The following is a 16,471-nucleotide window of genomic DNA, read 5'->3' as shown; positions in this document are numbered from 1 at the left end:
AAGAAGCGAAATGCTTTTTTATTACTCATTTTACTTAGTTATCATTAAAAATAATATTTTCAATATATAATGGTTCACTATTAATTTTCAAAAAGATAAAATAAAAGTAAAAAGAGGTGTTCACTTTGCGTTGTTCATGGGCAAACCAAAATATATTAACTCAAAAATATCATGATAATGAATGGGGAATCCCCTGTCATAATGATCGTATGCTTTTTGAATTGCTTACACTCGAAATTTTTCAAGCTGGCTTAAATTGGAATTTGATTTTACAAAAAAGACTCGCATTTAAACATGCATTTGATGATTTTAACGTAAATATTGTAAAAAACTATAATGAAGATAAAATTGAAACTCTTTTACAAGATAAAAATATTATTCGTAACAAACGTAAAATTGAAGCTACAATTAATAATGCTAAAATAATTTCTGAGCTAGACAATTCTTTAAATGAATACATTTGGTCATTTACTAATTTCAAAACCATTAAACATCATTATGCTGATTATCATAATATTCCACCTCAAACCGAGTTATCGAAAGAAATCAGTAAACAAATGAAAAAAGATGGTTTTCTGTTTACAGGGCCTGTAACAATTCAATCATTTATTCAGGCCATTGGAATGATTAATGATCACGAAACCACTTGCTTTAAATATTAAAATTCATATTCTCATTACAAACAAAAAGGAAGATATAATCACAAATTATATCTTCCTTTATTAAATTAACATCCTACACCATTAAAGAAATAGTGGTGATGATGTTTATGACAATGTGGGGGGGCACACTGGTCTTTGTGGACGACATGGGTGGCATGGGTGACATGGATGTTGTGGATGACATGGTCTTTGTGGACGACAAGGACGATGTGGATTATTTGGTCTACAGTTTGTACTTGATGATGAAATCATGCTAGAACTAATAGTTGAACTAGATGAGCATACACTTGAACTAGAACTTGCACTCACACTTGATGAATTTGCACTTGAACTAGAACTCATAATTGAACTACTTGAAGAAGCATTTTGTGTACCTGCTGCAGTAGCGTCACCACCAACTTCAATTGTTGAAGTCATTGTTGCTGATCCTAATTGATCACAACTTGCATCGACATTATTTACCAGTGAAACTTCTCCATTAGATGTATTTGCATTTGTTTGATATACCAATTGAACAGCTTTATCTAATTTATCAAACTTAACTGTCATTTCTGTATTGTTATTTGATAATTTAACTAAACCTTGTTCTACTGGGTTTGTTACTTTTTGATCCGCTACGAATTGGTTATTTACGACATGACCGTACCATAGTTGAATTGAGTTAACATCATAAGTTTGATTGTTTTGTAATGTATCTTTGATTTGTACATTAGTTAAACTCTTTGATTGTGGGTTATAAACAATTGTCCAATTAGGTTTATTTTGTGAATCTAACCAGCCAGCCTTGTTTAAAAACCATTCATTTGCTTCATTTTCTTGAGTACCATTAACTTTAATATTTAAAATACCATGAATATCTTTGACGTTATTTTTACCAAAGTAATCATTAAAGGTTAATGTACCTGTTGATGAATTTTTAGCAATTTCAAATTCACCAACTACATGACCTTCCTCATCTGTTACATCAAATTTTGTATCAGCAACACGAATTTGAACATCACTTGGTAAAGTAAATGTCACAGTATCTCCAGCTTTAACTGTGGTATTTTCAGGTAATGACCACTTATAAGCTACATTGTAATATGTATACTTGTTTAATTCTTGACCAGTTACATTTTTTCCATTAGCATCTGTAACAACTGCATCATCAGCACCCGCCCCATTTGCTGATAATTGCGCAACTTGCACATTACTACCACTTAAGAATAAAAATCCTAAGATAGTAGCTACTGCTAACAAAATAGCTTGCACATTTTTTTGTGCTTTCACTAAAAGTTGTTGCATTTGTAGCACTCCTTTTTTATAAAATTGTTAACAATATTAATATATCATAAATTACGGAAAGTAAAACATTTAATTTATAAAAATAATCAAAATTAAAATATTAACAATTTTCTCCTTCAAAGTTAAAATCACTTACTAATTACGATAAAAATCAAAAATTAAACAAAATAATTATCAAAAACAGCGAATTTATGCATATTTTTATTGACTCACAAAATATATAATCATAAAATCGTATTGTATATATAATTAAACATTTCTAAAAAAATAATATATCTTTGTTAAGAGTTTCTTTACTCTTACTTTTATATTTTATTGTATTAGAAAATTTCCCTATAAACTATACAGTTATATATACCTAGTATTGAGATAAACGCCTTTATAGGCGTTTATCTTTTTTATACACAAAAAAGCCTGCTTACTGCAGGCTTTTGCTTAATTCATTTTCTAATTATTTTTCAAATTTATAAATCAAATACTTATTTCCTTGGTGTTGAATTTTATATTTCGATAACTGATAACTTGCTGGTGATACAATCCAACAAATTTGATCTGTATTACTAGCATTTTTAATTTGAATAATATAAGAGCCTTTAGTTATTTTTCCATCATAAACTAAACTCTTCGTTTCTTTTTGCAAAGGATATTTTTTCTTGGTTTTAGTATTAATTAGTTGCCCCTCTAACTTAGTTTTTTCTGGTATTAATACTGAAAAATATGAGACATTTACTGGTAAAAATACCTTTTCGCTTATCTTTTCTCTAGGTGATAACTTCACTGTTTTAGTTTGATATTTTTCTGATAATTGACTTCTCTGTGCTGTAATCACATAGGGATTAAGTTCAATATTATCTTTTAGACGACTGAAAAATAAATTATATCCGCAAAATATCAATATCAAAAATGAAGTTACTAATAATCCTTTACGATTCTTTAGGTTCATCTTTACTTGCTTTATTGGCAATGATACTAATATTAAATACAAAAAAATTAATGGCAAGCCATAGCGACTTTCTGTTTCCCAGATTAAGGTGTGAAATCCAATTAACCCTAATATAGTCAATTCTATAAACAGCCAATTTCGATTAGAAATATCATTAATATCGAATAACAGAGTCTTTTTAAGTAATAGATACATCAAGATAATAATAGCAGTTCGCATTAAAACCGATATAAATCCTGAAATAAATTTTTTATACCTTAAAAACCAAGTTGGCGCTGAATACGTCCCACCAATATAAGCATTCTGAATTGTTCCAAAATTCTCTAAAATTTCCATTTTACTAATCCACTGTTGAAACAAGCCAAAAAAGCCTAATTTATTAACTCTTTCTTTTATTAAATCAAATGATTCAGATGTCCTACTCTTATACTCTACATCTTCTAATTTTTCGATGTCTTCATAAGAATATGTTCCTGATGTCTTTTCATTCAAGCCCATATAAATCCAATTGCTAATAGGCAATTTATACTGTGTATCTGGTGAATAACCAACTGCTGTTTCTATTTCCTTATTAATTATCGGTGTCAAACATAATCCTACAGTAACACAAATAAATGGCACTATTAATGAGCCTCTGCCGTTTACTTTTTTTAATATAACAATTAAAAACAAAGCAATTTCAATCACAATAAAATTAGGCTTGATTATCATTCCTAATGCAGCAATTATCGTTAATAAGAAGCCATATATCCACTTAATGTAATGTGAAACATTTTTCCAATTAAGCAGTAAGTATATTAAATTTACAAAACAAAATAAAAGAATGCCATCAGAATAAAAAACTTGCAATAAATATGTATAAGCTAATGGCGTAGCCCAAAAGAATAGCATTACTCCAACTTGAAATAAAGAACTAGATGTAACTAGTCGAATAATTTTTAACGTCATAAAAATCGTTATATCTAAGATAGTTATCGTTAAAACATTAATCGCAATATTGGTTGGAATACTTACCAATTGAGTTAGTTTTAGCCAAACCGATAATAATACCGATAGTACTACATTATTAGGTGCATAACTAAAGTAACTATTATAATCCCAATCTATATGATCATGACTTAATAAATCCGCTTGATATATAACTCTAAATGGATCATGATAAATCGTCATCTTAAAATTAATCAGCACTATAACCTGGAAAATAATCATTAATAAAAATAACGTCTTTATTATTTTAGAAGCATTCTTTTTAATATAATTTCTTATTTTTGAAAAGTTTACATTATTTTTTAAAATATAAATTCCAATAATCAATATGACAATAAATGTTGATTGAATAAGGTTTTGCGGATAAAAAAAATTTGACCAAATACCAATGATCAAACAAATTGCTAATAAACTGTTAAAAAATAAAATAATTTTTTTCATCATATATAATTTTTAAAATAACCTATTCCCCTTAATAATTCAGCTATACCATTCTAATTAGTATTAACTTTTTACCATTATAATATCTTTGTCATCGAATTAATATAATTTTATACTTAATTCATTTCCTTTATAATCCTGAATAAATTCATCATCAAAGCTACAAAAGTAAAAAAACAATTAAAAAAGGATACGATAAAGTAACGATTATAATACGTATTCATTAATTATTATTTAAAAATAAATTTATTTCGATATGGATAACGATAAGAATATTGATATTATCGCTTTTTTCTTATTATTACAAATTTAGTATAAATAAAATAAGTGTGATATTATAATTACACAATCACTACTCTTTAATGCTCTCATCGCAATTTTGCGATAAGAGTTTTTTTATTAATTTTATTGGTTATAGGTGAAGAATTAATGTTTGTAATAGCAAAAAAAGATGATCATACAATATACTCTGAATGGAGTCATTTTAACAAGGACGATATTCATGTTTGTTGGCGTACACTACAACAAATTAAAGATGTTAATAGTTATCGCAATGATAATACACATACTAAATTATTTTTGACTAGATATCACGCAAAGAAATTTATCAAGGAAAATTTAAAAGAGCTTAAAAACTTAGAAGTACTGTTTCTTTTTTCACGTAAATTAATTTAATAATTTATTTTCTATTGTTATACTTAAAATTTTTTTATAAAATGGCCTTAGAATGAACTAAAAAGGAGTGTGTCATTTTGGATATATTTAAGGAACGTACTAAAATGCCTTGGCCAGTACTGGCTTTTTTAGATTTCGTTGTAATTGTAGGTTTTGATGATATTTTATATCCTCTCCAAAACCAAGGCCTTTCAGTTGTATTCAATTGGGTTCTAATCATTATTTTATTTGCTTTACCATATGAATTAGTAGTCGCACAATTAGGATCAACGTTTGACGATGAACAAGATGGAGGATTAGCTTCATGGATACGTCGTAGTACCCATAGTAATTTTTTAGGCTATTGTACCGCATGGATTTTTTGGGCATCGTGTATGCCATACATTGTTGATGTAGCCAACTCAGCTGTCGTCTCTATAAGTTGGATTCTTCTCGGAAACTCTTCTCTTAACTCATTAATGTCCAATACAATGTTTGGATTATTAACTTTTGCGATTATTTTCGTATTCATTTTAGGACAAAACCTAATCAAAAATTCCCTAGAAATAATTTCAGCAATCGCTGCTCTATCAATGTTTTTAATGACCATGCTTTTTGTAGGGATGACTGGATGGGCCATTCTTCACGGCGCAAAGATTGCCACGCATCCATTCAACCTAAAAGCATTTATCCCTTCATTTGATGCAAAATATTGGTCATCAACCGGATTACTAATGTTTGCTGCTTCAGGTGCAGAAGTTGCCGTTCCATACATTTCAAAGTTACGAAACCCCAATCGAGAATTACCTAAAGCAATGATTTTACTAGCAATCTTAACATCATGTTTGACTGTCCTTGGAACATTAGCATTATCAATGTTCTTTAATGCCAATCATCTTCCTCATGACTTAAAAATGAATGGATCGTATTATGCATTCCAATTACTAGGTCAACGAATGGGATTAGGAAAAGTATTAATGTACATTTTTGCTGTTGTCCAATCGCTATATATGTTTGCTCAATTAGCCGTATTTTTAGATGCTGTAAGTTGGGTCTTAGCTGGTGATACAGACGAAAAATACATGCCAAAATGGATGCTTAAAAAAGATAAAAATGGACGTCCAATTCATAGTTATTATTTAACTTCTGGAGTTTGTTTATTCTTACTGCTAATGAGTGGGACTTTACCAGATATCAACAGTGTATTTAACTGGTTATTAAATCTTAATGGTATCGTAAATCCATTTAAAAACTGTTTCCTTTTTGTTGCATTTATTATGGTTCGACTTCATCAGGAAGAATTTAATTCAGGTTTTATATTTATAAAAAATCGAACGCGCTCACTAATGGTAGGTTGGTTCTGTTTAATCCTATCTTTCACTTGTGCTGTTATGGCATTTTTACCACAAGAAGTCCCATTTGGAACAAGTGCATGGAATAGTCAATTACTAATGAATATCTTTACTGTAGTAGTTCTGTTTGGTTTAGGATTAATCTTCCCATTACTAGCAAAAATCGAAAGAAAAAGACAAAGAAATTAATATAAAGAATCAAAAATAACCCCATAGTTAATAACTATGGGGTTATTTAGTCTCTAAATTACTTAATTAAGAGTTAACACAATTCAATTTTCCATCAGCACCCACTTCATATTCATAAGTTTTGCTTGCTTCTGGTTTAAGTCGTGAGTCTGAAACTGAATATCTATTACTATTTCCTTCAACATCATAAACAATAATTTTGCTTCCTGATTCCAAAGGAACATCTACATCCTGAGCCTTATAATTTTGATCACCATTAATAGCTGTGTCATATACAACTTGTCCATTAGGATTTACTACCTTAATTTCTATATATTTTTTCCCTTTAAACAAGTAATGAGGTTGTCCGCCGTAATATTTTATATGCAACATTTTGTCATTATTGTATGTAAGTGTTGCTACTTTTGAAATTGGACCAGATATATCAATTTCATCAATCATAGCAGCAGCTTTATCTAACAATTGTTCATTATATTTACGTTGCTTTTCATTTGTTAAACTTTCAATTTTCTTCTTTAAATCTTCTATTTGTTGATGAGTTGTACCATCCTTGACCTTTGTAAAAGTATCATCTTGGAAAATATTTTTAACATCAGACAAAACATAATTATTAATCACATTCAAGTTTACAGTACCATCGCTAGTTACTTTCAAATATGGATCGGTAAATGTCCAACCATCATTTCCACTAATAACTAATGTATACATTCCCATTGGAAGATTACCTAAACTTAGATTTGACTTTGTAATTCGTACTTTTTTAATTACCTTTTTGCCATCATAAACTGTAAGGTAGCGATTCTTTATTTTAGATACATCTTGAATATTTACTGTAATATTGCATTTATTTGTCTTGTTATTCAATTGACTATCAGTTACTAATGCCATGGAATTATCTAATGTTGTATTATCTTCCAAATTCCATCCTAATTTATTAGCAGCGGTAGTGATCTGATCTTCAGAAACCATATTACATAAAGAATTAATAATTGAATAATGTTGCTGTTCAATTTCATTAGCAACTATGCTATTTACAGGAATCCCAACCCAATTTAAGTATGGAATTACGTTTAAATTATAGTATTTAGCATATACAATCGCTATGACTGTACCAAATTGTCCTGCAAATTGACTCTTATTTACTGCAAATTCACGATTAAGCTCATTTAACCGAATCATGACATTCGCATTATCATAGCTTAATAAGTTATATAAAATAATCAAACGTGAATCATACCCTAATCCTTTAGAATAGGAACTTCCATTTTGGATTTGATCAATTGTCTTTTTAATTGATTCAGCTTTATGATTACCCCAAATCCAACCTTTTTGATTCTTAAAATCATCAGTGTATTTACTTTCAAATAATGTACAGTAAACATTATTAAATACATCCGTCAAAGTAATATCCTTTGTACTAAATTCATATCCGTGCCCTATTTCATGCCAAGGAAGCCAGTTCATTGATAAGTATGGCTTAATTGTATCTCCATTATTCGCTGTATGCTCATAACCATAATATGCTGAACCCACTCCATCTTTATTAGCTTTTACAAAATATCGTCCTTGGATATGATCAGAGTAACTCTTATTTGGATCTATTCCTGTTAAAGAATCATAAAGAGGGAATAATTTCTCATCATAATCTTTTAATAATTGATTTAAATCTGTATCTTGAATTAATTTAATATCTTTGATTGGTGCTAAAAGTTGAATGTTATAACCTTCAATTATTGCGTAGGCTGCTTGAGTATCATTCCATTGTTTTATGAAAGCTGCTTGATCTTGATTATATGTAAAATCTGGCAACTCTTTTGCTGTTCCTGAAATAACTTCATATTCTACAGTAGCTTGTCCGTCTGTATCCCATGGAGTATCAACAAAAACAGCTAAATCTGCTTTTTCCGCAGTTATAGTAGTCCAATCATCTTTAGAATTAACAATTGTTGCAGATAGCTCATTTTTGCCGTCATCCCCTAATAATTTAACCTTTAATTTACCCTTAAAGTTCTCATTAATCTGTCTAATATTAAGTGATGAACCCTTAGTTAAAATTATTCCTAGATTCTGTCTATCATGGTGTGTCCCCATTCTACGACCTTCAGCTTCAGTTTGCTTAATACTTTGTGTATTCAAATTATAAAGGCCTTTTTTATGAATCTCATTATTATTTATTACTCCACTCTTTTTCGCAGAATTTAATAATCCTTGTGAAATTGAAAGTAGATTTTTCAATTCATTTATTTGTTCTTTAGTTAAGTTTTTGGAAACTGAAGAAAGGTTCTTTGACAATTCATCTATACTATCTTGGGTAATACCCACTGCTAATTTAGTATTATTTGAATTTGTTTCAAATAGTGCATTTATTTCATTTTTCAAAACAGTATAATCGGTTATATTTTTTAATTGTCCATTTTCAAATTGATAATAAAAATCTTTTGAATTGAGTAAATCATCTTTTAGTTCTGTTTTATTAACAATTAAGCGAGTTGGCTCCGCATGATAAATATGGATAATATCTCCATTATTTAAGGATATTGTTTGAGAAATTTTATAATTCTGATCACCAATAAAGTTTTGACGATATTTTTCACTACCATCAGCGGTTGTAATATCTATCTCAGCATAATCTTTCCCCTGATAATATACATGCGGTGTACCATTAATATTTATAATAAGTTCATTAGATCCATCATTATGAAAACTAATATCTCCAAACTTATTTTCACCTAAGCCATTTAATTGCCAGTCATATAGCATTTCCTCTGCTTTTTTTACTAAGTTTGATTCTTCGTTATATAACACAGTATTAGAATTGATTAATTCCAAACTTTTTTTAGTTTTATCCAATAATTGTTTATTTACATCTTCTGCCAATTGAGTGTGAGTATCATCTTTAAAAAGCTTATCAACTGAACTGACTACCTTTTTTTCTGTTGGAGTATAGTCATCATGTGAAGCTTGACTACTATTATTTGAACTTGAATGATGATCAATCACTGGTTTAGTAGATACTGCACTGCTAGAAGATGAGACTTTTTTACTTGTACTCTGACTTCTATATCCGCTTGATTGTTCCGCAATTATATTTTTATTGCTTGAAACTACTGAGCTCGAGCTACTCTTTTGTTTTGAAATAGATGATTTACTGTTAATACTAGAATTAGATATTTTTGATGACGCGTTTATATTGCTTGAACTGACTACCTTCGAACTAGTTTTAACACTAGACATTTCAGCAGAACTTGATTTTTGATTTGAATATATTGACAAAGTCTGTGAACTCGATGACATTAAATCACTGGCATTCTTGTTAAGATTATCAGCATGGATCTGTCCATATCCCCCTCCTAACAAAGAAAAACCTAAAATCGTCGAATAGAGAGACTTTTCCCACATACTACCAGAATTTGACTTACTCATTTTTTTCATATTCACTTACTCCTTAATTAGTTAGTCCTTTTAACAATTTTATTTTATCACTTATAATTTAATTTCCAAATCGTACTTTTTGATTATATATTCTATATATCTTTTTAGATTCTTTTCATAGTTTTTAGCATTTAGCATTTTAAAAATATTGAGTGCTTTTTGGATCTCCTCTAATCCTCTAACATCTCTTCCCTCAATTAAATTAATCACTCCAGAAAAATATAATTTTAGATTTTTTTCGAATAACATATCTTCCTTTAATTGATAATTATCAATTAATCCCCCAGTTATTCTGATATCTTTATACGCTTTATTATCTATAAAAATCATCAAAATATTAAGTAATACTCTAAAACTTTCATTCCCATATACTCTCAAACTTTGGTATCTTTCAATGTTATGAACTACTTTTGTTTGAAAAGCTCTTATTTGATCAGCAGAAAATATAAACATAGCATTATTAAATATCATAATTTCATAATGCGTCCATGTTTCACACTCTATCAAATACTTCATGATTATCTTTTTAGCTTCTTGATTCAAAGATTCATTTTTTAATTTATTTATTGTCAATTCAGTAATACAAGCCAAATGTACATACTTGTCATTATCTTCATAAATATAACAATTATTAATCACTCTTTTTAACAATTCAGAAAGTCCTTCTATATCTCCAACAGAGATGCAATTTTGCAAATCATTAATAAATTTTTGCTCCTCATTAATTTCAAAATCATTGGAAATATATTGAAACTCAGTAAAACTGACATGTAATTTATCTAACAGTTTCATAAAAGTATCAATTGATGTACTATTTTTTCCTTTAACAAAATTTGAATATGCTGTTCTTCCACAAATTCCCGTCAATAACTCCTGAACAGGAATATTTTTTTCCACTCTAATCTTTGCAATTGTTTTGCCATAGTTACTATCCATAAGCTTACTTTCTCCTTTTGTGTTCACAATTGTGTCAAATATGACATTTTTGTGAACATTTTTCTTCTTTTATAAGAAAAACAACTATCCTAATAATACGTTGTTAGTAAATGAAGGGAGGTTGATAATATGATGTTCTTATTATTCTTCTTATAAAATTAAATTTCCATTATATATATATTAGCAAAAGTGAGGTTAATTATGAAAAAATCCAAGTTTTTTAGTTTATTTTCTACAACTTTAATTTGTTCTTCTTTAATGACAACTATTCCGGTATCAGCTGCAGATGCTAAAAACGGAAATGTTTCTGTAAACCCTCAAAATCAAGTTGAACAACAAGAAAAGAATGTTCCTAACACAACGACAAGTTTTGTTTTAACCAAAAATGATGATAAAAAAACTGTCGACAACACTGTTAACTACATTAAGAGTCAAGGTATTAAGGTTAAGTCTGTAATTCCTGAAATTGGTTGGATTGAAACTGATCGGACTAGCCAACAACAAGAAAAAAAGATTGAAAAAAATACTAATGCCGATGTTCAAACACCTGATAAAAAAGCAAATGATTCATATACACCAACAGCAATTCCTTCTAGCTCTGATCCAGATAATCCTATGAATAAATACTTATGGGATCGTCAATGGAACATGCATATGATGTCTAAAGATCCTGAAAAATATGTTAACGATAAAAATTCACATGTAAAAGTTGGTATTATCGATAGTGGGATTACAAGCGATTATCGTAATGAATTAGGTAGCAAAGTTAGATATACAGAAAACTTTGTTCCTCAAGGTGGATTTAATAATCAAGATAATGATGAAAATGGTAACGCCAATGATGTTGAAGATCGTATTGGACATGGTACATCTGTTACTAGTTTAATTATGGGAACAGACGAAATGGTTGGTGTTAATCCTAACGTAACAGTTGACGAATATCGTGTATTTTCTCAAAAAGGATGTAATCCATCTTGGGTACTAAAAGCATTAGTTAAAGCCGTAGACAATGGCGATGATGTTATTAACATGAGTTTAGGTCGATATGGAATTATTACTGGCGGTTACTATGGTCAAAATGGTTATAACGATTTAGCAGAATACCAAGCTTGGACTCGTGCTGTTGAATACGCAAAGCAACATGGTAGTACTGTAGTTGTAGCTGCCGGAAATGAAAGTCTTAACTTAGATGATTCTCAAGCAATTACTAATTACATCAACAAAAAGAATCCTCAAGTGCATGCACAAGGACAAGGTGCAAGTTTACCTGCTAGTGTCCCAGGTATTATCCAAGTAGCTGCTACTGGTAACCAAGGGGAACGTTCAGAATACTCATGCTACTCTAAAGATTCTGTTTATGCTCCTGGTGGTGACTCAAATCGAACAGGAATAGATAATCCTATTCAACAATACATCCCAACAGATTGGCTTTTAACATACAGCGGTCACAACGGTCAATATAGTTTTGGACTTGGAACATCATTCTCTGCACCTGAAGTAACTGGAATGATTGCTCACGAAATTTCTGAAAATAATTTATACAATAATCCAGATGGAGTTAAATCTAAACTTCAAAGTTCATTAGAAACTAATAAATATGGATTACCTTGTGTTACTCTAAACAAATTAGTAGGCAATAATAGTAATTCTAGTTCTAAGAATAACTCTAGCCATAATTCAAGTTCTAAAAAAGTAAATAATTCTAGTTCATCTGCAATTATTAATAATAGTTCTAGTTTGATTTCTTCTAATATCATTTCTTCAAACAGTTCTTCAAATAAGAGTTCTAAATCATCAAGCATCAGTAGTTCTTCAAGTCAATCATCATCTTCTGACGACGGCGACGATGACTGGTGGAACAGCAACTGGTGGTGGGGATACTAAAATTAATATAAAAGGATAAAAAATAGAAGAGGTAAGACTTAACGTCTTACCTCTTTTAAAAAGGAAAAAATATGAAAAAAAATCGTCATTATTTTACTACTGGAATTTTAATTATAGTTGCATTAATACTTATCTTTCATATTCAAATTACAAATTATATGATTAATAGTTTCCATCCTCATATCGATGAAACTGAAGTCTACGATGTTCCCTATAATTTAGATGATATAAAGTTAATTAATTTTTTTGATGTTATGAAAGCACGTATAAATCATCCTGAAATTCACGTGACAGGAATTGTTTACAATGAGAATTTAGGACTAAATGTACCTATTGCAAATGGCGTTGATAACACTATACTCTGCCTTTGTGCAGCAACACTTTCTCCTAATGAAAATATTGGAAAAGGCGATTATACATTGATGGCACATAATCCGCAATATAGTAAAACGACATTGTTTAGTCCGCTTTATCATAACGCTCACGTTGGAACAGAGATATACGTTACAGATTTCAAAAAGAATTATACTTTTCAAATTGTATCTCAAAAAACGATTTCCAAAGAAAAATATTCATGCCTATCATCTGATAAGCATCCAACACTCACGCTCATAACTAACAGTCATAAAAACAAGGAAAAAGAAATCTATATTGGAAAGTTAACGTCTGTAACCGATTTTGATAATCTTTCACAACATACAAAACGTTATTTAAAACAAAAAATATCTTACTAAATAAGTACAGGAGAAATTGTAAAATATGAAAACTAACAATATATTTAATCTCTTAAAAAATTCTGTAATATGGGTTCTGTCGATCTGTTTCGTTTTATATCTTATTTCTTTAAAAAGGCTTTTTTCAATCACTTTTTCATTCCTATATGTTTTGATATTAGGATTGCTTATTATTTGCATTAATATAATCAACAAAGATTGTAAAAAATTATCGAACCTTTTCAAAAGCATTTTTAAGTACTCACTTATTGGATTATTAATATATAATGCAGGAATATTTGTCCTTATAAAGTTTATAGAATTACTATCTCCGCAACAAAATTTTCATCCTACATCCATAAACTTAATAGGCAATACAATGAATTTAGTCCTTTGTTCTTTGTTTTTATATATTACAATGTGCTTTTGCTCAATTAAACTTAACGACAAAAATAAAAACACATATAAAGTAGCTACTGGTCATTTATTATTATCACTATTTTTATTTTTAATTTTACTCACAAGTATTATTGAACAAACTGATAATATGAAAATATATGGTATCAGTCAAACCGCTGATATTATCTTTATTGCTTCATTTCTATTGGCACTAGAAATAAATAATATATCTAATAAAGGATATATTTTATACCCAGTATTAATAAAAAAAGATATTATTTTACCTTTATTATCAATTATTTTATTAGTTCTTTCACTTTTCATGTGAAACAATTTGATTAATTTTCCAAATGGTTTAAATTTCCAAAAAAAATTTGATTTTTTATTTTGATTAGAGCATACTAAAAAATAGAGGAATAAAATTCCTCTATTTCACACACTCAATATTCCATTTATAGTCTGGTATTAATATATCAGACTATTTATATATTTTCTTTTATTAATTATTAATTTTTGTATTAAATTTCAAAAATTATATAACGAAATCATTGTTAATTTCCACAACTAATATTCATATAAACTGATTAAAAAATAACGTATCTGACATATAACTTCAATTAATAGGACATCTTTAAATTAAAATGACAAATAAAATGTATTTTTTATATATCTCGTGGAGAATAAGAGTATAATCTTTAAGATAACAAAAATAATGGAGTATAAAAAATCATGGAAAAAAGATTAACTAATAGCAGATATATTACTGGTTTTGATGGTATTCGAGCTTTAGCAGTCATTGCTGTTATTTCATATCATATTTTACCAGGAAGTATGCAAGGAGGCCTTTTAGGTGTCCCTATTTTCTTTGTTTTATCAGGGTATTTAATTACAGATCTATTATTACAAGAATGGGAACAAAATGAAGATATTAGCATTAAAAATTTCTATAATCGCAGAATCCACCGTCTATACCCTGGATTAGTGGTTATGCTTTTTAGCGTAACTGCTTGTATTACCCTTTTTCAACGTTCATTGTTGAAAGACATTAAATCAACAATCTTTTCTAATTTAGTGTATGTATACAATTGGGTCGAAATCGCACATCATCAATCATATTTCAATAATTTTGGTGTTAGTTCACCTTGGACTCATTTATGGTCACTGTCGATTGAAGGTCAATTCTATTTAATTTGGCCCATTATACTGTTAATTTTATTAAGATGTAATTTTAAATATAAAAATATCTGTATTGGAATTGCCACTACTGCTGTCATTTCAGGAATCTTAATGGCTCTTTTATATCGTTCTGGGCAAGATCCATCACGTGTTTACTATGGCACTGATACAAGATTATTCTCAATCTTATTTGGCGTTGGCCTTGCTTTTGTTTGGCCAAGCACAAAATTAAAAAAAGAATTGAAGATTCATAATAGAGTTATTCTAGACGCGATTGGTATTATTTCTCTTATTTTAATCATACTAATGTTCTTCAATATGAATGGAGAAACTGCATTTATGTATCGTGGTGGGATGTTTATTTTCTCCATTTTTTCAATGTTATTAGTAGCTGCCGTCGCTCATCCTGGTGCTGACTTAAATCGTCTTTTAACTAATAAATTATTTACATGGTTAGGTAAAAGAAGCTACGGTATTTATATTTATCAATATCCAGTAATGGTATTTTATGAATCAAGAGTCAATGTCGGCAATCATCCTCTAATGAGCGCTATAATCGAAATCGCACTTATTTTAATCATTAGTGAATTATCTTATCGTTTTGTTGAAAAACCACTACGTAGATTTAAATTCAAAAATACCTTCAAAGTGCTTAAAGCACGCTTACAAAATGGTATAAAACCACGCCAATTGCCATTATTTATTGTCTTAATTCTATTTTGTATTGCATCATATGGTATGTTCTTCTGCAAACCCACTGTTAATAGTGCTGACCAAAAAGATAAAGTTTCACTACAACATCAAATTGCAGATAACCAAAAGAAAACAGCTGCTCATAATAAGAAAGTTAAGTTTTCTACAAAACAAAAAATACAAAACAAGAAAGTTCTAATTAAAAATGGGCAGATCACTCCTGCTGGAAAAGATTTTGCTGCTAATTTACAAATCACTGGTGTGGGTGATTCTGTAATGGCTGATGCTTCTAATACATTACAACAAGAATTTCCTAAAATTGTAATTAATGCACAAGTCGGTAGACAAGCAAATGCTGCTCCAGATATTTTACAAACTATGAAAGATCAGCAACAACTTGCTTCTACTGTACTAATCAGCTTAGGAACTAACGGAACTGTTTCTCAAGATACTATCTCCAAGATTATGGATATTGTTGGTTCTGATAGAAATGTATTTTGGATAAACGTTCATGTCCCAACTAAGCCATGGCAAAATGATGTTAACGACACCCTTCAGAAAGCTCAGAAACAATATCATAATCTTCATATCATCGATTGGTATGATTATTCAAACAATAAATCTGATTGGTTCTATGCTGACAACGTGCATCCCAACGAAAATGGTTTGAAATACTATGGTGAATACATTTTAAAACAAATTCTAACATTCTATAATAATTAACAA

General features: G+C 29.2%; 11 protein-coding genes. 7 read left to right on the top strand and 4 right to left on the bottom strand.

Features of this window, described 5'->3' with window-relative positions:
• Window positions 1-125 precede the first annotated feature (125 nt).
• Window positions 126-662: a DNA-3-methyladenine glycosylase I gene (locus QPK35_RS07460; RefSeq protein ID WP_290033321.1), complete on the top strand. Its 537-nt coding sequence runs from the start codon at window positions 126-128 to the stop codon at window positions 660-662.
• A 105-nt stretch (window positions 663-767) separates the two neighbouring features.
• Here the strand turns inward: QPK35_RS07460 and QPK35_RS07455 are convergent, their stop codons facing one another.
• The gene (locus tag QPK35_RS07455) at window positions 768-1,946 is read right to left on the bottom strand and encodes an Ig-like domain-containing protein (RefSeq protein ID WP_290033320.1); all 1,179 of its coding nucleotides are present in this window, start codon (window positions 1,944-1,946) and stop codon (window positions 768-770) included.
• A 451-nt stretch (window positions 1,947-2,397) separates the two neighbouring features.
• On the bottom strand, window positions 2,398-4,317 hold the full coding sequence (locus QPK35_RS07450) for a glycosyltransferase family protein (RefSeq protein WP_492775580.1): 1,920 nt from the start codon (window positions 4,315-4,317) through the stop codon (window positions 2,398-2,400).
• Between the two features lie 429 nt (window positions 4,318-4,746).
• Between QPK35_RS07450 and QPK35_RS07445 the strand changes: the two genes are divergently transcribed.
• On the top strand, window positions 4,747-4,992 hold the full coding sequence (locus tag QPK35_RS07445) for a hypothetical protein (RefSeq protein ID WP_290033318.1): 246 nt from the start codon (window positions 4,747-4,749) through the stop codon (window positions 4,990-4,992).
• Between the two features lie 104 nt (window positions 4,993-5,096).
• Window positions 5,097-6,512, top strand: a complete 1,416-nt coding sequence (locus tag QPK35_RS07440) for an APC family permease (protein ID WP_290034271.1) — start codon at window positions 5,097-5,099, stop codon at window positions 6,510-6,512.
• 66 nt (window positions 6,513-6,578) lie between these two features.
• Here QPK35_RS07440 and QPK35_RS07435 read toward each other — a convergent pair whose 3' ends face one another.
• Entirely contained in the window at window positions 6,579-9,944 is a 3,366-nt protein-coding gene (locus QPK35_RS07435; RefSeq protein ID WP_290033317.1) for a putative mucin/carbohydrate-binding domain-containing protein, read from the bottom strand.
• Window positions 9,945-9,995: 51 nt separating this feature from the next.
• Entirely contained in the window at window positions 9,996-10,880 is an 885-nt protein-coding gene (locus QPK35_RS07430) for an Rgg/GadR/MutR family transcriptional regulator (RefSeq protein WP_290033316.1), read from the bottom strand.
• Window positions 10,881-11,081: 201 nt separating this feature from the next.
• Between QPK35_RS07430 and QPK35_RS07425 the strand changes: the two genes are divergently transcribed.
• From QPK35_RS07425 to QPK35_RS07410, 4 genes are all read left to right on the top strand, one after another.
• Entirely contained in the window at window positions 11,082-12,764 is a 1,683-nt protein-coding gene (locus tag QPK35_RS07425) for a S8 family serine peptidase (RefSeq protein WP_290033315.1), read from the top strand.
• A 71-nt stretch (window positions 12,765-12,835) separates the two neighbouring features.
• Window positions 12,836-13,498, top strand: coding sequence for a class A sortase (locus tag QPK35_RS07420; RefSeq protein WP_290033314.1), 663 nt, complete (start codon window positions 12,836-12,838; stop codon window positions 13,496-13,498).
• A gap of 358 nt (window positions 13,499-13,856) precedes the next feature.
• Entirely contained in the window at window positions 13,857-14,204 is a 348-nt protein-coding gene (locus tag QPK35_RS07415; RefSeq protein ID WP_290033313.1) for a hypothetical protein, read from the top strand.
• Window positions 14,205-14,605: 401 nt separating this feature from the next.
• Window positions 14,606-16,468 (top strand): acyltransferase family protein, encoded by a 1,863-nt coding sequence (locus QPK35_RS07410; protein WP_290033312.1) that lies wholly within the window; start codon window positions 14,606-14,608, stop codon window positions 16,466-16,468.
• Window positions 16,469-16,471 lie beyond the last annotated feature (3 nt).

Origin of the sequence: Ligilactobacillus cholophilus (assembly GCF_030389495.1) — a bacterium.
Classification (GTDB): domain Bacteria; phylum Bacillota; class Bacilli; order Lactobacillales; family Lactobacillaceae; genus Ligilactobacillus; species Ligilactobacillus cholophilus.
The sequence above is the reverse complement of the archived record's forward strand: the minus strand, read 5'-3'. Positions and strand labels throughout refer to the sequence as shown.